Annotated in this window: 15 protein-coding genes and 1 pseudogene; 5 read left to right on the top strand and 11 right to left on the bottom strand. The window is 51.8% G+C overall.

Annotated features, from left to right (window positions below; translation table 11 throughout):
* The first annotated feature begins 207 nt into the window (after positions 1-207).
* The 3 genes from AC6B99_RS26175 to AC6B99_RS26165 are packed head-to-tail and all read left to right on the top strand — an operon-like array spanning position 208 to position 3141.
* Complete coding sequence (locus AC6B99_RS26175) at positions 208-1074, top strand: class I SAM-dependent methyltransferase (protein ID WP_056028599.1); 867 nt, start codon at positions 208-210, stop codon at positions 1072-1074.
* On the top strand, positions 1074-1841 hold the full coding sequence (locus AC6B99_RS26170) for an RluA family pseudouridine synthase (protein ID WP_056028602.1): 768 nt from the start codon (positions 1074-1076) through the stop codon (positions 1839-1841). The genes AC6B99_RS26175 and AC6B99_RS26170 overlap by 1 nt, the downstream gene beginning before the upstream one ends.
* Complete coding sequence (locus AC6B99_RS26165; RefSeq protein ID WP_496664580.1) at positions 1825-3141, top strand: CapA family protein; 1317 nt, start codon at positions 1825-1827, stop codon at positions 3139-3141. Before AC6B99_RS26170 ends, AC6B99_RS26165 begins: the two co-directional genes overlap by 17 nt.
* Before the next feature lie 147 nt (positions 3142-3288).
* Here the strand turns inward: AC6B99_RS26165 and AC6B99_RS26160 are convergent, their stop codons facing one another.
* The gene (locus tag AC6B99_RS26160) at positions 3289-3693 is read right to left on the bottom strand and encodes a MarR family winged helix-turn-helix transcriptional regulator (protein WP_046233412.1); all 405 of its coding nucleotides are present in this window, start codon (positions 3691-3693) and stop codon (positions 3289-3291) included.
* 196 nt (positions 3694-3889) lie between these two features.
* Here AC6B99_RS26160 and AC6B99_RS26155 point away from each other — a divergent pair, with 196 nt between their 5' ends.
* Positions 3890-4057 carry a hypothetical protein gene (locus tag AC6B99_RS26155; RefSeq protein ID WP_172455590.1) on the top strand — a complete coding sequence of 56 codons (168 nt, stop codon included), beginning with the start codon at positions 3890-3892 and terminating at the stop codon, positions 4055-4057.
* On the opposite strand, the gene gyrA is transcribed toward AC6B99_RS26155, so the two are convergent.
* From gyrA to AC6B99_RS26130, 5 genes are read right to left on the bottom strand one after another with little or no spacing between them, the layout of a single operon-like run.
* On the bottom strand, positions 4048-6501 hold the full coding sequence (gene gyrA, locus AC6B99_RS26150) for a DNA gyrase subunit A (protein WP_056028604.1): 2454 nt from the start codon (positions 6499-6501) through the stop codon (positions 4048-4050). The two genes, AC6B99_RS26155 and gyrA, sit on opposite strands and share 10 nt — an antisense overlap.
* Positions 6502-6513: 12 nt before the next feature.
* Positions 6514-8484, bottom strand: a complete 1971-nt coding sequence (gene parE / locus AC6B99_RS26145; protein WP_056028607.1) for a DNA topoisomerase IV subunit B — start codon at positions 8482-8484, stop codon at positions 6514-6516.
* A gap of 56 nt (positions 8485-8540) precedes the next feature.
* Positions 8541-9527, bottom strand: coding sequence for an ABC transporter permease (locus AC6B99_RS26140; protein WP_081418554.1), 987 nt, complete (start codon positions 9525-9527; stop codon positions 8541-8543).
* Positions 9520-10479: an ATP-binding cassette domain-containing protein gene (locus AC6B99_RS26135; protein WP_494880330.1), complete on the bottom strand. Its 960-nt coding sequence runs from the start codon at positions 10477-10479 to the stop codon at positions 9520-9522. Before AC6B99_RS26135 ends, AC6B99_RS26140 begins: the two co-directional genes overlap by 8 nt.
* 14 nt (positions 10480-10493) lie before the next feature.
* Positions 10494-11306, bottom strand: a complete 813-nt coding sequence (locus AC6B99_RS26130) for a GDSL-type esterase/lipase family protein (RefSeq protein ID WP_056028613.1) — start codon at positions 11304-11306, stop codon at positions 10494-10496.
* 143 nt (positions 11307-11449) lie between these two features.
* Between AC6B99_RS26130 and AC6B99_RS26125 the strand changes: the two are divergent.
* Positions 11450-12178: pseudogene (locus AC6B99_RS26125) on the top strand (TylF/MycF family methyltransferase).
* A 461-nt stretch (positions 12179-12639) separates the two neighbouring features.
* Here the strand turns inward: AC6B99_RS26125 and purT are convergent.
* The 5 genes from purT to AC6B99_RS26100 all read right to left on the bottom strand — a co-directional run bounded on the left by purT (position 12640) and on the right by AC6B99_RS26100 (position 21887).
* Positions 12640-13821, bottom strand: a complete 1182-nt coding sequence (purT, locus tag AC6B99_RS26120) for a formate-dependent phosphoribosylglycinamide formyltransferase (protein ID WP_494864424.1) — start codon at positions 13819-13821, stop codon at positions 12640-12642.
* A gap of 142 nt (positions 13822-13963) precedes the next feature.
* Positions 13964-15793, bottom strand: coding sequence for an ABC transporter ATP-binding protein (locus AC6B99_RS26115; RefSeq protein ID WP_056028619.1), 1830 nt, complete (start codon positions 15791-15793; stop codon positions 13964-13966).
* Positions 15793-17574 (bottom strand): ABC transporter ATP-binding protein, encoded by a 1782-nt coding sequence (locus AC6B99_RS26110; protein ID WP_056028622.1) that lies wholly within the window; start codon positions 17572-17574, stop codon positions 15793-15795. The genes AC6B99_RS26115 and AC6B99_RS26110 overlap by 1 nt, the downstream gene beginning before the upstream one ends.
* A 308-nt stretch (positions 17575-17882) precedes the next feature.
* Positions 17883-21611, bottom strand: coding sequence for a dynamin family protein (locus AC6B99_RS26105; RefSeq protein ID WP_496664579.1), 3729 nt, complete (start codon positions 21609-21611; stop codon positions 17883-17885).
* Positions 21612-21614: 3 nt separating this feature from the next.
* The gene (locus tag AC6B99_RS26100) at positions 21615-21887 is read right to left on the bottom strand and encodes a hypothetical protein (protein ID WP_046234755.1); all 273 of its coding nucleotides are present in this window, start codon (positions 21885-21887) and stop codon (positions 21615-21617) included.

The following is a 21887-nucleotide window of genomic DNA, read 5'->3' as shown; positions in this document are numbered from 1 at the left end:
TCGAGCTGTGACAGCTCTGGACGTGCTGCAATCGCTGTAGTTAACGCAAATAATACCAGGCTTGCGGCAAGCCCGGCGACCCATCCCCAAAATACCTTTCGAATAAATATCCTCTCCCAATTGCTTCAACTTGTTTGCTTCGCTATAATTAGCGTTGACCTTAATATTATAATACAAATTTTGAAATTGGGAAGGAACGCTAAAATCATGTACGTATCAGATAAATGGAGAGATTACGAGGTAATAGATACAGGGAATGGAGATAAGCTGGAGCGTTGGGGCTCTTATATTCTTCGCAGGCCGGACCCGCAAATTATTTGGCCAATAGCGAAGGAAGACGGCTTGTGGAAAAAAACAGACGGCCACTACCACCGCAGCTCCTCTGGCGGCGGCGAATGGCAGTTCAATTCCCAGCTGCCGGAGCGCTGGACCATATCCTATGGAGAGCTGTCCTTCCATATTAAGCCGACCAGCTTCAAGCATACGGGGCTCTTTCCTGAGCAAGCGGTGAACTGGAGCTGGATGATGGATAAAATCCGCACGGCGGACCGTCCGATTCGCGTACTCAATCTTTTCGCCTATTCCGGTGGAGCTACGGTTGCGGCTGCCGCAGCAGGCGCAGAGGTTGTTCACGTGGATGCTTCCAAAGGCATGGTGCAGTGGGCGAAAGAAAATGCCCAGCTTTCCGGGCTGTCCGACAAGCCGATCCGCTTCATTACCGACGATGTATTCAAGTTTGTTCAACGCGAGCAGCGCCGGGGCCGTCAATATGACGCTATTATTATGGACCCGCCGTCCTACGGACGCGGACCGAACGGCGAGACGTGGAAGCTGGAAGAGAACCTGTTCCCGTTCCTTGAGTTCTGCACGACGATTTTATCCGATAATCCATTGTTTATGCTAATTAATTCGTACACGACAGGTCTATCCCCATCCGTGCTGCATAATCTGCTTCATATGACGATGGCGAAGCGCTTCGGCGGTGCGATACATTGCGGCGAAATCGGTCTGCCTATTACTGCATCCGGACTGAACCTGCCTTGCGGCATATTGGGCCGCTGGGAGTCTGTCTAATGGCTGGCTACTCTCTAGATGGCATCGGCGAAATTCCGGTGCTGTTTGAAGACAATCATATTTTGGCAGTTGTGAAGCAGCCGGGCATTCCCTCCCAAGAGGATCACACGGGTACGCCGGATATGCTGACACTGCTCAAACGCGATTTAAAAAAACGCCACGATAAGCCGGGAAATGTGTTTCTCGGCCTTATTCACCGACTGGATCAGCCTGTGGGCGGCGCCATGCTGTTCGCCAAAACCTCGAAAGCGGCCTCACGGCTCTCCGAGGCAGTCCGCAGCAGAAATTTTGGCAAAACCTATGTGTGCGTCGTACATGGCAAGCCTCATGCGGCAAGCGGCAAGCTTCGCCACTTTATCCGCAAGGATGCGAAGCTTAATCAGGTGACCGTATTCAAGCAGGAAGCACCGGAAGCGAAGGAGGCTGTGCTCGAATATACGGTTATAGCCAGTACAGACCGTTATGCTCTCATAGCTGTCATGCTGCATACGGGACGGCCCCATCAAATTCGGGCGCAAATGGCCTTTATCGGCTGCCCGCTGGTGGCCGACCGCAAATATGGAGCGCCGCAAACGGGCGGTGTTAACGATATCGCGCTTTGGTCTACTTCCGTTTCGGTTTCCCATCCCATAACGAAGGAACACGTCTGCTTCCGCTCCATCCCTTATGGGTCGAAAGCTTGGGGCTGGTGGCCGCAAGCCGAGCTGGAAGCCGCAGCAGACGTCTACCTGGCTGAAGGAGAATCCGTCCATGCGCCGAAGGACTAAAATTCATCTCGCCGTCAATATGATCCTGCTGCTGCTGGCAGCAGCAGGACTCCTTATTATTTTTTTCCCGCCGCTAGCAGGCTCATTACCGTTTACCGCTAACAGCGTCGATTCCACGATGCAAGTGGAGTCGGAATCGAGCGCCAGCGCGCAATCGGCTACAGCTCCTAGTGCAACGACCTCCCCTGTGCCTTCATCTGAGCCATCACCCGAGCCCACTACAACGCAGGAAGCCAGCGTTCCCCCATCCAGCCCTTCTAACAGCTATCAGGAAGCGCTATGGGTCGCCGTTGGCGATATTATGATGCATTCCCCGGAGCTGCCGGGTGCTTATAACAAAAAGACGAAAAGCTATAATTTCGATCCTTTCTTTCAAGATGTAGCGCCGATATTGAAAGAAGGCGACTGGGTTTTGGCGAATTTAGAAACGCCTGTAGCCGGATCCGCGTTCGCTTATACGGGTTACCCGACGTTTAATGCGCCCGTTGCCCTGCTCGATGCGCTGCAAAACGCCGGCTTCAACATATTGACCAATGCCAACAATCATATGCTCGACAAAGGCGAGAAAGGGTTGTTGCTGACGCTGAAGCATATGAAAGAGAAAGAGTTTATAATAAAAGGCTCCGCCGCCACACAAAAGGAAGCGGATACAAACATCATCGTCGAAAAAAACGGGATTCGCATGGGGCTGCTCGCTTACACGTATGGTACGAACGGCATCGCTATTCCTAAAGGAAAGCCATATATGGTTCCGCTAATTGATGAGCAAAAAATGATTGCCGATATTAAGAAGCTTAAGAAAGCAGGCGCCGATTTTGTTACGGTAGCGCTCCATTTTGGAACGGAGTACCAGACGAAGCCCAATGAGGAGCAGAAGACGCTTGCCCGCAAGCTGATTGCGGAAGGCGCCGACATTATCGCAGGCTCGCATACGCATGTCATTCAGCCCTATGAGGTGCTGGAGGCAACGGATGACGACGGCCGCGAGCGCCAAGGACTTATCATTTATTCGATGGGCAATTTTATTTCCAACCAGCGTGGAGACACGAAGGATTATGGCGTCATTTATCAAGTGCTTATTCGCAAAAATAACGGGGACGGCAGCATCCAGCTTGCCGATATTGAAGCCATTCCGACTTGGGTTTACCGCTACAAACCGGATCATAATTATCGCTATCGCATATTGCCTGTTGAGCAAACGCTTGCGGAGCAGTCGAGCAAGCTGCTTACACCAGATCTATATGCCTCTCTGAAAAAAAATCTCAGCCTGCTGCGCACCCGGCTCGAATCGATGTCCTAATCGCGGCTGTTCAGGGCAGAATGGGTAACAGGATAAGCAAACATAAAAGGGCGTTGCCGTCTTAGGACAGCAACGCCCTTTTTGTGCAGAATATAGCGGCGTCTTGCCTTAAGCCGCCTGTTCCACCTGCACCCTGCATTAGCGGAACTATCTATTGGCTACCTTGCCTAATAAGTAAACAAGCAGCTGCTGATTATGGGAGGAGATCCGGTCTAGCGCTTCGGAAATGAGCTTCGTTCGTACTTCCTTGCCACGCTGTGCCTCTGATTTCCCTTTGCCTGATACGGATACCCATACAATTCGTCTATCGGCTGTATCTCTTGTACGTACAATTAGTTCATTGCGCTCCATACGATCGAGCAAAGTAGTAATCGCTGCTGGAGTCGTTGCCAAATGCTGCAGCAGATCGGATGGCTTCATCGGTTGGTGTTGCAGCAATAAATCCAGCACATTCAGCTGGCCTTCCGTGAGCGGCGCCAGTCCCTCTTCCAGACCTGTCCTCCATTCTCTGCTTAGCTTCGTCCACAATCGAGTAAATTCATCAGAAACCATTCATACACCCGCTTCCTGTCCAATTTCTCTTTAATTCCAATTATACCATCCGAGATTGTCGAATAAAAGGTTAACCCGATTAATAATTTCCCTCACAAACTGCGATATACCCGAACGTTTTGACAAGAGTAGACATACAATGAATCTGGGCGCTTTCCCTATTTCGCCATCCTCACCTCATAAGGAGTGAACCTCAATGGACAACGAGAAAGCCGAAATTATTCGCAAAATTAAAGCTTATGGCATCATAAAAAACCCACAATGGCTCGATCGCCCGGATGAGCTCGTACCATTGTGGGTTATGTTGGATGCGATGATCCAGTTAATTGAACGCTTTGATCCGCCTAATCGCCCTTATGATTGAAGGACATCAGACGGACGGACAATGACTGCCGTTAAAACATCATTTTTTTCGAGCGGAACGATAGTCCGCCCTATCGATCTGCGATCATCTATCGGTGATTTCTCCGTCGTCATCGGCAGCTTAGCCCCAGATGAGGCTAGCGCGATGAGATCAATCGCATCCTTGCAATAAACGGCATAAACAAGTGCTGAGCCATTCGGCTTCACGCGCTTGCCTTCTTTAAATTCGAACGTCTGAACCCCTTTGCCGCCTCTGCCCTGAACAGGGTAATCCAGCAGCAGCGAGCGTTTGGCATAGCCAAGGTCAGAGATGACGAACAATTCTCCTTCATCCTCGCCTACCCAGTCTGCCGCAATCAGTTCGTCGTCTTCCTTCAGCTGCATGCCGCGCACGCCTCCAGCGACACGCCCCATAGGGTTTACTTCGCTTTCGGAGAACCGGATGCTCCAGCCTTGCTTGCTCACGAGCATCAGCTGCTTCGTACCGTCGCTCGGCAAAATTTTAATAACCTCGTCGCCTTCAGCTACTTTGCAGGCTGCAATCGCTGTCGAGCGCGTTGACATATAGTCCTTCAGCTCAGTCCGCTTCACCTGTCCGCGTTTGGTAACAAAGACGAGCGAAGCGCCTGGAACATTAAAGTCCTTCACTGGGATGACGCTAATGATCGCATCATCCTTCGGAATCGGAACGATATTGACGACTGCGGTCCCCGTATCCTTCCATTTGAACTCGGGAATTTGATGGACGGGCAGCGTGTAATATTGTCCCTTTTTCGTGAAGAGCAGCAAATTATCAATCGTGTTGACCGCGTACAAGCCGCGAATGATATCGCCATCCTTCACGCCCGCGTTGCCAACTTCACCGCCGGAGCGCGTAAACGAAAGCATGCTTGTCCGCTTCATGTAACCTTCATTGCTCAGTGTAACGAGCACTTCCTCAGGCGTTACCATTACTTCAAGGTTAACCTTAAGCTCTTCTACTTCTCCCTGGATGTCTGAACGGCGGTCAATGCCGAACTTCGCATGAATTTCCATCAGCTCATCACGAATGACACCGATCAGCTTCTTATTGCTGTTCAAGATGCTGCTCAAATAAGCGATGCGCTTCATCACTTCTTTATGCTCTTTCTCCAGCGACGTAATTTCCAAATTCGTCAGACGATACAGCTGCAACGTTAAAATCGCATCCGCCTGGCGCTCGCTGAACGCGAACTTCTGGACGAGATTTTGCTGCGCATCGGCACGGTTTTTGGAAGCTTTAATCGCCGCAATCACTTCATCAAGCAAATTCAGTGCCTTAACGAGACCTTCCAGCACATGGGCACGATCTTCCGCTTTTTCCAGATCATATTGCGTACGGAATGTGACAACTTCCTTCTGATGTGCAATATACGCATCCAGCATTTGGCGAATGCCGAGCTGCTGCGGCGTTTTATTAACGATAGCCACCATATTAAAGCTGTAGGCCACCTGCAAATCCGTCTTTTTGAGCAAATAAGCCAAAATGCCGTTTGCATCTGTTTCCTTCTTCAGCTCGATCACGATCCGAAGGCCGTTTCGTCCACTCTCATCGCGCACCTCGGCGATACCTTCGACCTTTTTCTCCAGTCGAATATTTTCCATCGCCGTCACAAGGCGTGATTTGACAACCTGATAAGGAATTTCGGTAATGACAATTTGCTGGCGTCCGCCGCGCATGTCCTCGATTGCTGTCTTGGCGCGCAAATAAATGCGGCCTTTGCCAGTCGCATAAGCATCGCGTATGCCTTCCTCACCCATGATGAGGCCGCCCGTCGGAAAATCAGGCCCTTTAATAATTTGCATCAGCTCTTCGAGCGTCGTCTCTGGGCGGTTCATAACGGTGATACAGCCATCAATAACTTCACGCAAGTTATGGGGCGGTATTTCAGTCGCAAAGCCGGCAGAGATGCCGCTGGCCCCATTTACGAGTAAATTGGGGTAGCGAGACGGCAGCACAACCGGCTCTTTCGTCGTATTATCGAAATTATCCTTGAACATGACCGTACGCTTATCAATATCTCTCAGCAGCTCAATGGCTAGCGGAGATAATCTAGCTTCCGTATAACGCATGGCCGCAGCGGGATCATCATCCATCGAGCCCCAGTTGCCGTGGCCGTCAACGAGGATATGCCCCATTTTCCAAGGCTGCGCCATCCGCACCATGCCCTCGTATATCGAAGAATCGCCATGTGGATGATAATTGCCCATTACATCGCCGACCGTTTTCGCAGATTTGCGATATGGCTTGTCCGGCGTATTGCCGGAATCGTACATCGCGTACAATATACGTCGTTGTACCGGCTTCAAGCCATCCCGTACATCGGGTATGGCACGGTCCTGAATAATATATTTAGAGTAGCGGCCGAAGCGGTCGCCCACGATTTCTTCAAGAAATGCTGGAAGAAACTGTTCCAAAATGCTCATGCTGCTTGCCTCCTATTCCTCATATTCCGCAAAATCAACATTTTCCAAAATCCAGCGCTTGCGTGGATCAACTTTGTCGCCCATAAGCGCAGACACTCGGCGCTCCGCCTTCGCAGCATCCTCGATCTGCACCTGCAGCATCGTCCGCGTCTCCGGATTCATCGTCGTTTCCCACAGCTGGTCGGGATTCATCTCGCCAAGTCCTTTATAGCGCTGAAGCTCAAAGTTTTTGCCGAATTCCTTTAAATAATTTTGCAGCTGCTCATCCGTCCATGCATAACGCACCGTCTCCAGCTTGCCGGATTTTCGCGTCAGCTTGTAAAGCGGCGGTTGAGCAATATATACGCGTCCGCTGTCTATAAGCGGCTTCATATAGCGATAGAAGAACGTTAGAAGCAGCACCTGGATATGGGCTCCGTCCGTATCGGCATCCGTCATAATAATGATTTTGTGATAGTTGCATTCCTCGGATTCAAATTCCGGGCCTACGCCCGCGCCAATAGCGGCGATAATCATTTTGTACTCGTCGTTTTTCAAAATATCATGCAGCTTGGCTTTCTCCGGATTCATCGGCTTGCCCTTGAGCGGCAAAATCGCCTGATGCTTCGAATCACGCCCCTGCTTGGCCGAGCCGCCCGCCGAATCGCCTTCGACGATAAACAGTTCATTGCGCGTAACATCCTTCGATTGCGCTGGCGTCAGCTTGCCGCCAAGATTGGAGCTTTCGCTCTTCTTCTTGCCGCTGCGCATATCTTCCCGCGCCTTGCGCGCCGCTTCCCGCGCCCTTGAAGCCTGAACAGCCTTCTTGAGCAGCAGCTGGGCAACCTGCGGATTTTCTTCGAGAAACACTTGCATTTTCTCCGTCACAATCGCATCAACGACGCCGCGTGCAGAAGCGCTGCCGAGTTGGTCCTTCGTCTGGCCGACGAACTCCACCTCAGACATCTTAATGTTGATGACCGCCATCATGCCTTCGCGGAGATCATTGCCTTCCAGATTTTTGTCCTTTTCCTTCAGCATCGCGGCTTTGCGGGCATAATCGTTCATGACGCGCGTATATGCGGTTTTGAAGCCCGTTTCATGCGTACCGCCGCCCCGTGTAGGAATGGCATTAACGAATGAAGCCAGTGTTTCCGTGTAGCCGTCATTGTACTGAAGCGCCACTTCAACCTCAATATCCTCACGCTCGCCAGTAAAATGAATGACGTCATGCAGCACCGACTTGTCCTCATTGAGAAACTCGACAAACTGGCGCGCTCCGCCTTCATAATGGAACACATCGAGCTTGCCGCTGCGATCATCCTTGATCGTCACTTTCAGCCCCGAGTTGAGAAAAGCGATTTCCTGCAGCCGTTCTGCCAGCGTATCGTAATTCAGCGTAGTTCCCGTCTGAAACACGCGTCCATCCGGCTTAAATGTAACCTTCGTGCCTGTCCGCGACGTCGTTCCCGTTACTTCAAGTCCCGTTGTCGGCTCGCCGACATGCTCCTTGCCATCCGCATCTACCCAATATTCGAACCGAAGCTTATGTATTTTTCCATCACGGAAAATTTCCACTTCCAGCCATTCGGATAGCGCATTCGTTACCGAAGCGCCGACGCCGTGCAGGCCGCCTGATTTTTTATATCCCCCGCCGCCGAACTTTCCCCCAGCGTGAAGGATCGTAAATACGACTTGCGGCGTTGGAATTCCGCTTTTATGCATCCCTGTCGGAATGCCTCGTCCATTGTCATAGACCGTAATGGAACCGTTTTTGTGCAAAGTTACCTCAATGGCGGAACAAAATTTCGCCAAATGCTCATCGACAGCATTGTCTACGATTTCCCAAACGAGATGATGCAGCCCTGAGCTGCTCGTAGAGCCTATATACATTCCCGGACGTTTCCGTACGGCTGTCAAGCCTTCAAGAATCTGTATATCATCGGCCTCATAATTCCGATCCGCGGCCGGTGCTTGTGTAAAAACATCTGCATGCTCTGCCATATGCGCCCCCCTTATCTGCAGCACTTGTTACATTGTTACCGTATCTTCAAGCTATTTTAATTCAAGATGTCCTGTTTAGTAAAGACGCTGAACGAGACAATAAGCCCCGCAATCGCCCAAATCGCAAGCACGATAAGGGAAAAAGAAAATGACATGCCCTCAATCGGCGGCGGCGAACCTTCCAAATATGTCGGCAAATTGAGGTTCACGGCGAATAAATATTTGGCATTTTCCCACGAGGAGGACATGCTCGAAAGAATTGTTCCGGCAATGACAGAAGCCATCATGATCACCATGCTTGCCGCCGTGCTTCTGACAAGAACCGATACCATCAAAGCGAGAATCGCTACCGTCATGGCGGACAGCCATACGAGTCCCGTCTGCATGAGCATGTACAGCCACTGAGGAACAATGTGCACAAAGCTCGTGTCGACCTCGCTGCCGTTGATCGTAAAACCGGTAAAGATCGGCAAGCCCCAGCCTCCATAGCCGAAGAACATGCCCGATATTAAATAACACAGCAGCACCATCACCCCGACAAGCAGCGATACATAAAGAGTAAGCGCCGCGAGCTTGCTGAACAGCACCTTCCATCTGCGGACCGGCTTGGTAAGCAGCATTTTGATCGTTCCGGTGCCGCGCTCGCCAGATACGAGATCAGAACCAATGGTCAAAACGAGCAGCGGAATAAACAACCCTACCGCATTATTCATAAATTCCCGAGTAAAAGTGACGCCATTCGGGCTGCTAGGATTGACATCATGATCCAAATAATATTGAAGCTGCTGTACCGCAATGCGCTGCTGCTTCTTCCATTCCTCAGGAATCCGATTGCTGGACAGCCTGTTTTGCATATCCGTAATTTGCTGCAGCACCTCGTTGCGCCAGTCGGCAAATTTGTCTTTATTGTTCTGTGCTACGGTTAACTGAGCATACGTGAACATTGGAATAATAACAAGGAGAACAAGGACAATGACGAGAAACCTTCTTTTTTTCCACATTTTCAAGGTTTCATTTTCAATAAGGAGCAGTAGTTTATGCAAGGCTTTTCCCCTCCGTCATGTTCAGAAACAATTCTTCCAGTGTAGGAGCCGCTTTGTGCACCCCTTCAACGCTTATACCTTCCGCTACCAGCCGGCTGACGGTACCTGCAATATCCTCTAGCGGCATCGTTGTGACGACGGCGCCCGGCATGCTCGCAAGCACGCTCTCATCAATACGGTGCTCCTCTTCCGAAACGATTGCGGCCTTGCCGTCTTGCAGCAGCAAAGCAATGCCTTTCTCCCGAGGCTCCAGCTGCCATAATACATACGTTCCAGCCTGCTGAACCAGCTCGTCCACCGAACCGACGGCCAGCACTCTGCCCTTGTCAATAATGGCCACTCTATCGCACATCAGTTGAATTTCACTGAGCAAATGGCTTGATATGAACAGGCTGATGCCTTCTCCAGCAAGCATTCGCACAAATGCCCTCAGCTCCTTGATCCCAAGCGGATCAAGCCCATTCGTCGGTTCATCAAGAATAAGCAGCTTCGGACGTCCAAGCAAAGCTTGGGCAATGCCTAAACGCTGCTTCATGCCAAGCGAATATGTTTTGACTTTCTCATGAATGCGCTGCGTCAGGCTGACGATTTCGACGACCTCGCTTATTCTGGCCTCATCCACATCATCAAGCATATTGGCAAAATATTGCAAATTATCCCAGCCCGTCATATAGCCATACATTTCAGGGTTTTCTACAATGCTCCCGATATAACGGAGCGCCTGCTCCGGCTGCTTCTGGACATCATGTCCGCAAATCCGGATTTGCCCAGAGGTTGGCTTAATAAGATCGACCAGCATGCGAATCGTCGTCGTTTTGCCAGAGCCATTGGGTCCAAGAAAACCAAAAATTTCACCTGCCCGCACCTCAAAGCTGACATCGTGAATAATTTGCTTGCCGCGAATTTTTTTGCTTAAATTTGTCACTTGCAGCACTACATTTGACTGTTCCATAGCGCCTCCTTCTGCTACAACGCCTGCACGACCCGCTGCGCAATTTGTTTGTAACCTTCATGATTCGGGTGAAAATGGTCTGATGACAAGTAGCTGCCAATCCGTTCCTCAAACAAATCGAATGTCGGTACCATCGTCATATTTGAGTATTCATGAAGCATGTCATAGGCTTTCTCGTTCCACTTCTGAACCTCCAAGCTGCCATCCCGTAGCTCTTTTACATCAAAAAACGGATTATAGAGGCCAATATAAATGATGCGGGCATCCGGATTAATCCGGTGCAGCTCCGAAAGCACATTATCCAGCCGCTTCAAGCCTTCCTCAAGTCCCTTCTCCACCTGCGCGAGCGACATGTTTGGTTCAGCTGCTGCAGTTCCATTGGAATCCTGAGCGCCTTGCAGCGATTGAAACAGGTCGTTGCCGCCAATCGTCAGCAAAATGACATTTGCCTGCTGCAGCGCATAAGCCATGCCTTTATCCGTCTTTAAATTTTCCGCAAGCTGGTCGGCGCGCAGCCCGCTAATGCCCAAATTATTGACGAGCTCCGCCTGCTTGTCCGGATCAGCAGCCAAGCTGTCTACGACCTGCTTGACATAACCCCCGCCTGCCGAATCGCCAACTCCCTTGGTCAGAGAATCGCCTATTGCGACAATGCGAAGCTGATTTTTCTCAGCCGTCTGCTCTGGCAATGCCGTAACCTGCGGCTGTACGGATACAGAGGGAAACAGCTGATCCTTAATGGCATAGCCAATACCAACGAGCATCAATATCGTGATCAATAGGGAGCAGGCGCCAATCATAATGCCTAATCTTTTGGATGAACGCATCGCTTGTCTCTCTCCTTTTTCACAATCATTTACAAATTACAGGCAATGTATAAGTTTTTCGCTCCAATTGCCGTACACACAAGCCATTTTCAAACTTGTTTCATGTTCATACGTTAACCATAAAAAAGAAAAGGACTGTGATTATGAGCAATAATACACCAAAAGAGATGTATTTGGAAATGTTGAAAAAAGCAATATTATTTGAAATTTGGCTGGAGCGTGAGCCTGGCGCTACGAAGGAAAACCGCTTTTAAGGCCTCGATTGGCCCCTCATTGCACATAGTATGATTGGGCGTATTCGCATGAACCATCTGCATCAGCTTATGAATGCCGTCGTTAGCAACAACATCGAGGGCGATTTCATTGAAACTGGCGTATGGCGCGGCGGAACTTGCATTTTCATGCGCGGCTTTCTGAAAGTACATGGCATAACGAACCGGAAAGTGATCGTCGCCGATTCCTTTGAAGGGCTGCCAGCGCCGGAGGCCCGCTGTCCGATCGACGAAACCTCGAAATTTCACGAGCAGGACTTTTTGCGCGTTTCCTTGCCTGAGGTCGTCAGCAATTTTCAAAAATATGATCTATATGACGATGGCATTATCTTTCTTAAAGGCTGGTTCAAGGATACGCTGCCGGCGGCGCCAACGAATAAAATAGCGATAGCCCGCCTCGATGGCGACATGTATTCCTCGACGATGGATGCGCTGACTCATCTATATCCTAAAGTATCCATTGGCGGCTTTATCGTCATTGACGATTACTCCATTGGCTATTGCGCCGCAGCTGTTACCGACTTCCGCAATGCCTATCACATTACCGATCCGCTCGTGACGATAGATTCAACGGGCGTGTACTGGAAAAAAACAAAATAGGCAAGGTGAAACGGCTATCGCCGTCCTTTGGCGGCAAGGCGCGTTTCACTCCGAGAAATATAAGCCTAATGATAAGTGGGAAACTTATAAATTCTTATATTTCAAGCAAAAACGACTTCGTCGTCCTTCTAGGACGAGCGAAGAGCTTTGCCTTAGAATTCTAAGCGGATATAAGGATGAAACCTATTAGTGCTTAGAATTCAAGGTGAAACGGCTGTCGCCGTCTTCTTGCGGCGTGGCGCGTTTCAGTCCGAGAAATATAAGCTCATTTATAAGGGTGAAACTTATAAATTCTTATATTTCAAGCGTAAACGGCTGAAGCCGTCCTTTGGCGGCAAAGCTTCCGTTTCGCGTTGAAATATAAGCCCATTTATAAGGGTGAAACTTATAAATTCTTATATTTCGAGAAGGAAGGGCTGCTGCGCCCATGCGATAACTGGACGCGGCAGCCCTTCTGCAGCCTATTCTCCGTATGTAATATGCAGCAGCTCCGCCGCTTGGCGCGCCGTTTCCCGTGCCTGCTCTACATCTGCAGCCGTACTGAGCGCAACAGCCATCCGGCGTCCGACTTTCGTCTCCGGCTTGCCGAATACCCGCACCTGCGTATGCGGCAGCGCCAGCGCTTCCTGCACGCCGCCAATACGGAACTGATTGCTTTCACGATCCGCTTTGAGCGTATGCGAGGCACCTGGCGACAGCAGCCTGATCGTTGGAATCGGGAACCCCAATACAGCGCGAACATGCAGTGCAAACTCTGACAAATCCTGCGTCGCCATCGTAACCATGCCTGTATCATGCGGACGTGGAGAAACCTCGCTAAACAGCACGCCATCCTGCGTAAGGAACAATTCGACGCCATAGAGGCCATAACCGCCCAGCTCTTCGGTCACTTTGCGGGCAATGTCCTCCGCCTGCTCGATTTGCTCAGTGCTCATCGCATGCGGCTGCCACGATTCGATGTAATCGCCATCCTTCTGTACGTGGCCAATAGGTGCGCAGAAGCTCGTGCCTGATACGGAGCGAATCGTAAGCAGCGTAATTTCCGATTCAAACGTAATAAAGCCTTCGACGATAATCCGCTGCTTCTTCGCGCGACCACCCTCCATAGCGTAGCTCCAGCAAGCTTCAATTTCCGCTTCACTGCGGCAGACGCTTTGCCCTTTGCCAGACGAGCTCATGATCGGCTTAATGACACATGGGAAACCTAGCGCTGCTGTCGCTTCACGCAGCTCCTCCAGCGTATCGGCAAAACGGTAGGCGGCCGTCGGCAAGCCAAGCTGCTCGGCAGCAAGGCGGCGAATGCCTTCCCGGTCCATTGTCAGCCATGCAGCGCGAGCCGTTGGAATGACGCGGAAGCCCTCCTGTTCAAGCTCCAGCAGCGTTTCGGTTGCAATCGCTTCAATTTCCGGCACGATATAGTCCGGGCGCTCCTGTTCAATGATTCGTCTTAGAGCCGCTCCATCCAGCATATCAGCTACATAAGAGCGATGAGCGACCTGCATCGCCGGCGCGTTCTCATAGCGATCTACCGCAATCGTCTCAGCGCCGAGACGCTGCGCTTCAAGCGCTACCTCCTTGCCAAGCTCTCCTGATCCGAGCAGCATAAGCTTGCGCGACGCTCCGGACAATGGTGATCCATACATAATAAAAAGAACCTCCTGGAAGCAAACCGGATAATTGTCGGCGGCTGCCCTAAGGGACAGCGATACCGATTCCGAATTGTTTTTTCTTCCATTGTGGAGGTTCCTGCACTAAAAATCAAGACCTTAACCGCTTTGCTTCGACTTAAGCTGACAAGAAACGATATTGGGCTTCAATCAGCCCATTGTATATGCCCTTTTGCGCAATAAGCGCTTCGTGCTTGCCCCGCTCGACGATGCGGCCATGGTCCAGCACGATAATTTCATCGGCATTGCGGATCGTTGACAGGCGATGGGCAATCATGAAGGAGGTCCGTCCAGCAAGCAGCGCCTTTAGCGCCTCCTGGATTTTCAGCTCCGTATCGGTATCAATGCTTGCCGTCGCTTCATCGAGAATGAGAATGCGCGGATTCGCAAGCAATGCTCTGGCGAAGGAAAGCAGCTGGCGCTGGCCCATCGACAAAATGTTGCCGCGCTCCTCTACTTCCGTATCGTAGCCATCCGGCAAATTCATAATGAAATCATGGGCATGAACCGCTTTAGCCGCTTCCACAATATCCGCATCCGATGCATCAAGTCTGCCGTAACGAATATTGTCGCGAATCGTTCCCGAGAATATAAACGTATCCTGCATTACGATGCCGACTTGGGAGCGCAAGCTTTCAATCGTTACGTCGCGAATATCCTTCCCGTCGATCTTCACGCTGCCGCTAACGGGATCATAGAACCGGCAAAGCAGGTTGATGATCGTACTTTTGCCTGAGCCCGTATGCCCAACGAGAGCGATCGATTGGCCTGCTTTGGCTTCCAGGCTAATGCCTTTAAGTGCTTGGCGCCCTTTTTCATATTCAAAAATAATGTTGTCAAATACGACGTCGCCGCGAATATTCGGCAGTGCCTTCGCTGCGCCCTTCTCGTGTACCGTTGGCTCTTCATCGATAAATTCAAAAATGCGCTCGGAAGATGCCATTGCAATAAGCAGCTGGGAATACATTTGGCCAAGCCGGTTAATCGGGTCCCAGAAGTTGCCGATATAGTTGGCGAAGCCGACGAGCAAGCCGATTGTAATCGCACCTTGCTGAATCAGATGGGCACCGTACCAGAACAAAATAAATGTCCCGATAGCTGACGTAATTTCAATAACCGGACCGAACGCTTGGTTGAGCGCCGAGGCCTTATTCCATGATTTCACATTGACCGTATTCATGTAGTCAAAGAAACGCATATTGTCTTTTTCCTGAACGTAGGCTTGCGTTACTTTCATCCCCTGGATGCTTTCGTTCAAGTGGGCATTAATTCGCGACTGCTTCATCCGAACGTCCTGCCAAGCAAAACGAATCCGCTTGCGCAGCGCAGTTGAAACGATAAACATGAGCGGTACCGTCACCATGATTGCAAGCCCCAGCTTGAAATTCCAGATCAGCAAAATGACAACAATCCCCAGCAGCTGCACGCAGTCCATCAGCAAGTTGACGACACCGTTCGTAAACAAGTCCTGAAGGGCGTTAACGTCATTCGTAATCCGCACAAGCACGGAGCCTGCCGGACGCTTGTCGAAGAAGCGGAAGCTAAGCTTCTGGATATGCTTGAACAGATCATGCCGCAGGTCATAAATGACCTTTTGCCCAATAATATTCGTGTATTTGATCCGGTAGCTGTTGGCAGCCCATTGCACCACATACAGCAAGAGCATTAAGCCGGCATACAAGTACAGCTTTGGCAAGCTTGCCGCGCCATCAGCTGGCTGAATGGCTTCGTCAATCGCGAGGATGACGAGTGCGGGAGTCGCGAGCCGCGTAAGCGTGCCAATAATCATCATGAAGATGGCCGGGATCAGCTGGCGCTTATAGGGCTTCATGTAAACGAACAATCTGCCCACCTGCGCCCAGTTAAACGGCTTCTCGATCGCATCATCATCTTTGTAAATAAAACGTTCTTTTTTATCGTATTTATCCGTGCCGGAAGTGCTGCTCATTATAGCGCCCCCTCCTTCCGCTGCGAACCCGCCTGCTCAAGCTCTTCGAGCGGAAAGTCGGCGTATTGAATTTTGTAAGTATCACGATAAGGGCCAGGCTGCGCAAGCAATTGCTGATGCGTGCCGCGCTGCACAATTATGCCTTGATCCAAAACGATAATTTCATCCGCATGGCGCAGCGAGGAGATGCGGTGGGCAATAATGAATGTCGTGCGACCCGCCATAAGCTCCTTGAAGCCCGCCTGAATTTCATGCTCCGTTTCCATATCTACAGCGCTCGTAGCGTCGTCCAGAATGAGAATATGCGGATTTTTAATAAGGGCGCGGGCAATCGCAATCCGCTGCTTCTGTCCGCCGGACAATCCCATTCCTCTTTCACCTACAATCGTATCGTAGCCTTCCGGCATTTCCATAATAAAATCATGTGCCTTCGCCAGCTTCGCTGCACGTTCAATTTGCTCATCCGTTACATCCTGCATGCCATATGCCAAATTCGTGCGGATAGAGGCGGAGAACAGGAACGTTTCCTGAAAAACAGGAGCCATCTGTCTGCGCAGGCTGTTCACGTCAATGTCGCGAATGTCCATGCCATCCAGCGTAATGCTGCCCTCTTTCACATTATAGGCGCGCATGAGCAGCTGGATAACCGTCGATTTTCCTGAGCCTGTAGCTCCTAGGAAACCGATTACGGAGCCCGCCGGGGCATCAATCGAAATATTCGTTAATGCCGGAGCATTGTCAGGATAATTAAACGTTACGTTGTTGAAACGGACATGCCCTTTAACCAATTGCTCGTCAAGCACGATGGCATGTTCGAGGTTTTTCACATGGACATGCTCGTTCAATAGATTCAGCACCCGTTCGCCGGAAGCTTTGGATTGCGTGTAGTTGTTAATATGGAACCCAATCCCCCACATCGGGCCGATAATGTACCAAGTTAAGCTGAAAAAGGCAACCAGCTCGCCTAGCTTGAGCTCTCCTCTAATGACGAGCATTCCACCTGCTAGAAGCAGAATAACTGCGCTTATGTTGGCGCATAATTCCATAATAGGGAAATAACGAGCCCATATTATTGCAGCACCGATCTGATTCGTCTGATAAGCTTCATTTTTCACTGAAAATTTGTTCACTTCATGCGGCTCGCGGGCAAAGGATTTCACCGTGCGAACACCCGTAATGTTTTCTTGAACAGCCGTCGTCAGGCTGCTGAGCGCGCGGCGCATTTCTTGAAAGGCCGGGTGGATTTTGCGCTCGAAGCGCAAAGCCGTAAACACGAGCAGCGGGATGGTAACCAAAGTAATAAGCGTCAGCTGCCAGTGGATGGACAGCATCATCGCTCCGCCGAATACGACCATCAGCACCACGTTCAAAATTTGGGCAAAGCCAAAGCCGATAAAGTTGCGAATCGCTTCCAAATCCGCAGTCAAACGCGACATGAGATCGCCTGTTTTCGCTTTGTCATAATATTGAAAAGATAGCGATTGCAACTTGTCATAACAAGCATTGCGAAGCCTAAAAGCTACTCGGTTGCCGAGCCTTCCTCCGAAAAAACCATGCAAAAATTGCATCAATCCCTTTAACGTCACAACCCCCACAACAGTTAGCGCTAACGCAGGCACCTTGCCATACTGCTCTTCTTTAATAACATCGTCGATTAAGATGCGAAGCAAATTCGGATATACGAGCCCGAGCGCTGTCGCAAACATCAGGCAGACGATGGAGGTCAAAAGAAATTTTCGTTCGACCCAGTAAAATCGTTTGAGTTGCCTAAAGACGTCCAAGCAAATCCCACTCCCTGTTCTTTTTTGTAAGCATGAATGAATATTATCAGCATCCTATGACAGGAGCAATCTGAGTAAATTTCCGTATATTACATTGAAACAGCCGATTAAGGCAATTTGGAAACACTAACTAACCTATGCTCAAGTATCGTCTTAAATCATCCCTAAAGTGTGCGTCTTACGCCATTTTTGCACAGAAACACACAAAACAAGCCTAAACAATTTTTCATAAATACTTATATTAAAAAAATGCTTTCAAAGGCTCATACCCGCCCTTGAAAGCATTCAGATTATTATTAGATGAAAGCTTATGCAATTGTTGCGCTATGCAGATGAATCAATTGCTCATGCAGCTCGCGCAATTGCCCCACATCAGCATTGTCCGCTAGCGAGATGCGCTTGCCCTCTACATAGTTTACAACGTCTTGCTGAAGCTGCTCGCCTGACTGCTCGGCGTACTTTTTCCAAAGCGCGCTGTAGCGTTCGGTCCACTGTCCATTTTGGACAGCCATCCACTGCTGGAGCGATGGAATGAGCAGCGCCTCAAGCTCCTTGCGCAGCTGGCCTTTGCCGTCGCCTTCGAAAAATTGCCGCGGCGATTTAAAGCGGCTCCACAGCCATTTGCCGGTAATATCCGTCGTCGTCCAATCGACATCGATTTCCGGAGTAGGAATGGCCGCTGTCTCATACGGGATCGATTGATAGCCCGCCAGCAGAGCGGCAAGCTCCGACGCGCAGCTGTCAAATTGCTTGCGCAAAAGGCCGTTCAAAATTCGCTCCAGACGCAGCGAAGTCGCTTGCAGCTCCTGCGCCAGCTCCATCTGAATTTGCCGCTGCAAATCAAGCCAAGCCGTCCAAATCATCTTCTTCAAATCGCGACCATCATCCTGCAAGACAGAAGGATTAAAGGCGTAGTTGTAAAATTCTCCGAATCGAAGCTGCTGGCGCTGTACGACATAATAGAGCAGCTCGCTTAGCTCCTGTGCCTGCTGAGGCGGCGCCTCGCTGGACCGGTAGGACGCAAGCAGCAGCTGTGCCTGCTCTTGCAGCGCAGCCAGCTGGCTGCGTTCCTGCTCTCTCGTAGCCGCATCGCCTGTAGCACTGTTCAGCCAGCCATTTACGGTAGCCGCCGCCCTGACAATTTCCTGCTCCGCTGCGTCGATCGCAAGCCGCCCTAAATCCTCGCTCACAAAATGCAGGAAGGAGCGCTCGAACGCGTCAATGCCTGAGCGCGCTAACAGTTCGCCATCGCCGCTTTGCTTCGCGTCGAGACCATCCAAGCTTGAAACCGGATAAAGACGCGGCGAACGAATGCCGTGCTGAAGCAAATTAAGCTCCACATGCTTCAGGACGCCCGCAAGCTCCTCCTGATCGGCTGCCAAATCAGCCGCATTGACGAGGAAAAACATTTTATCGAGCTCGAACTGGTCCTTGACCCGCCCCAGCTGCATAAGAAACTGACGGTCTGCCTGTGAAAAAGCATGGTTGTAATAAGTGACGAACAGGACAGCGTCGGCATTTTTAATGTAATTGAACGCTACGCCCGTATGCCGGGCGTTCACGGAATCGGCTCCCGGCGTATCGACGAGAACGATGCCCTGCCGCGTCAGCTCGCAATCGTAATAAAGCTCGATTTCGCTGACGTAGCAGGAGCGAGATTCCTCCGCTACGAAGCGCTCGTATTCCGCTTGGGAGACGGTGAGGCGCTGGCCAAGCAGCGACTCATGCGCTTCCCAGCCTGCGCGTGCAGCACGCAGGAAGCTGTAGTGCGGCCGTCCGCCGGCGTGAATCGCATCCGGCGACAGGCGGTCGATCGCGCGCATAAGAGCGGCAGCGTCCGGCAGCGCAGCGTCAGTAGCGTCTTCGCCGAGCAAAGCGAGCGAATAGCGCAGGTCTTCCAGGACGGCGTCACGGGATTTCATGACGACGCCTGCCGTGCCATGCTCGTGTTCGCCCGATGGCGGCACGAGACGGTTGATCGCCGCCGTCGTCGGATTCGGCGACACCGGCAGTACCGGCTCGCCAATAAGCGCATTGGCGAGCGAGGATTTGCCCGCGCTGAACGCTCCGAACAGCGCGATTGTGAACCGGCTGCTGCGGAGCCGGTTCGCCTTGTCCTGCATCGCCTGCGCGGCCGCGGCTAGCGGCGCGTGCGGCGTCAGCAGCGCGGCTGCGCTGAGCAAGCGCGCTGCTGCGCCATGCTGCTGCGACAGCGCTTCGCCGCTGCCGAGCGCAGCTTGCGCTCGTGGCGCGTGCGGCGGCGCGCCACTGGCACTTGCGGCAGCAGCGTCGCCCGCTGCCGCCCTATCGCCGCGCTGCGCAGCTTCGCTCGCGCGGCGAGGCCCGGCGGCGGCATCTGCCGCGCCGCCGTCCACACCTGCGCGCGCGCTGGCATCCGCCGCTGCGCGCTTCGGCGCAGGCAGCGCCGGCCGCGCCACTGGCTGCGGCAGCGCCCTTACGACCTGCGCCGCATGCTGCGCGGCGCGCTCCGCCAGCGCCGCAAGCAGCCCTAGCGCCCCGGCTTGCGCATCAAGCGCCGCAAGCCGGCCTCTCACGTCTGCAGCGGCTGCCTCGCTCGCCGCTGCCACATGCGCCGTCAGCGCGTCAATCAGCTCATTGCCGCGCTTCCGGTAAAGCTCCTTCACCTCCGCGGCTAACTCGCGCGTATACGTCATCGTATATTCGTTGCCGAATACGGCTCCCGTATTTACGCGCTGAATGAGCCAGGAAGCATCCGGCTTCCAGCTAAACTGCTCGGCAAGCTGCTGCTCCAGCGTTTCCGCTGCGTAGCCGACTCGCTCAGCGGCACGGCGAAGCAAATCCTTTACATGCCAATCGACAGCCGCGCCCACTTGGCCAGCAAAATCATGGCAGAACAGCTCGGCACGCCGCTCCTGCTCAGCCGCCGTCTTTGCGCCCGCGAACAATAGCCCCGTCTTGAAGCCCGGCTTTCTGCTTTCCAGAAACGAATGCGCCAAATCACGCACCGGAGCTGGCGTAATGATCGCATTGTCTACCAGCGCCTGCATTTCACGGCGCAGCTCCAGACGCAGCCGTTCCGGTTCAGCCTTGAGCTGCTCCACCTGAACAGTCAGCTCGCCTTGCTCCGCCTTCACCCGCTGTGCTTCCTCTTCTCCGCCTGCCTCGGCAAGCAGCCGTTCCTTCTCCGGCTCATCCTGCATCTCGCACCATTTCAAATGCTCTGCTGCAAGATGGCGCAGCGAAGCGTCGACGCTGTAAGCAGCGAGCGGCTCACGCAATTCCTTCAGCTCGTCAAGCAGCTGCGTAAGCGCCTCCCATTCCTGATGCGGATGATCCGGCTGGCGCAACGACAAATAAACGATTCCCGCTGGCTCCAAATGCCATGCTTGAAACGCCTCTTCTACGCTTTTGCGGTAATCGGCAAACGTTAGCTCGCGTTCCCTGTGTTTATCAATCTGATTAACGATAAAATATAACGGCTTGCCCCAATCCTTAAGCTGCTTCGCAAACGCAAAATTAATTTCCGATTGCACATGATTGTAATCCATCACATAAAACACGACATCCGCCAAATGCAGCGCTGACTCCGTTGCCATCCGGTGTGCATCATCCGTAGAATCAATGCCCGGCGTATCCAGAAGTACCGTATGATTGCCTAATCTTTCTGTTGGATACGTAATCGAGACCGATTGGAACTGCTCCCCGTCTACGCAATAGCGATCCAGATCCTCCAAAGGCACACTAAGACTAGAGGCCTCGCCGTCCCTCTCCGTGATGATGCTTGCCAGCGCCTCTGCTCCGCCTCTTATGGACACTACGTTCGCGCTGGTCGGAATCGGACTGGAAGGCAGAAGCTGAGCCCCGCACAGCCGATTGATCAGCGTGGACTTGCCTGCGGAAAAATGACCGCAAAAAGCAACAGTAAGCCGACCTTCGGCCAGCTTACTGTTTACTTCCATAACTTGTTTGGCGTGCAGCGCATCACCTGCGTCCGCCATTTCGCGGGCCGCCAGGATTGTTGCTTCTTCAATGCGTTGTACCGTCATTTCAGCCATAACCTATGCAATTTCCTCGTCATCGGAAGGCAGGCAAATTTCGAATACATTGCCATGCTGCAAAATCATAATGTTACGCTCTTTTTCACGCATAACAACGACTTCCGGTTTTTGGCGCATACGCTCGATGTATTGGTCAGGCACGTCGCCGGAGCCGCTAACGGTTACGCCTTCCACTACGATATCTTCGTTTTCTTCTGGCGGGGAGCTAAGCACTTGCTCATAAATATCGGAGAAAAGCTCAAAACTATTTGTATACACAGAAATACACTTCAC

This window comes from Paenibacillus liaoningensis, assembly GCF_059609455.1.
Note: the sequence above shows the minus strand (reverse complement) of the source record. Positions and strands in the feature narration are given on the sequence as shown.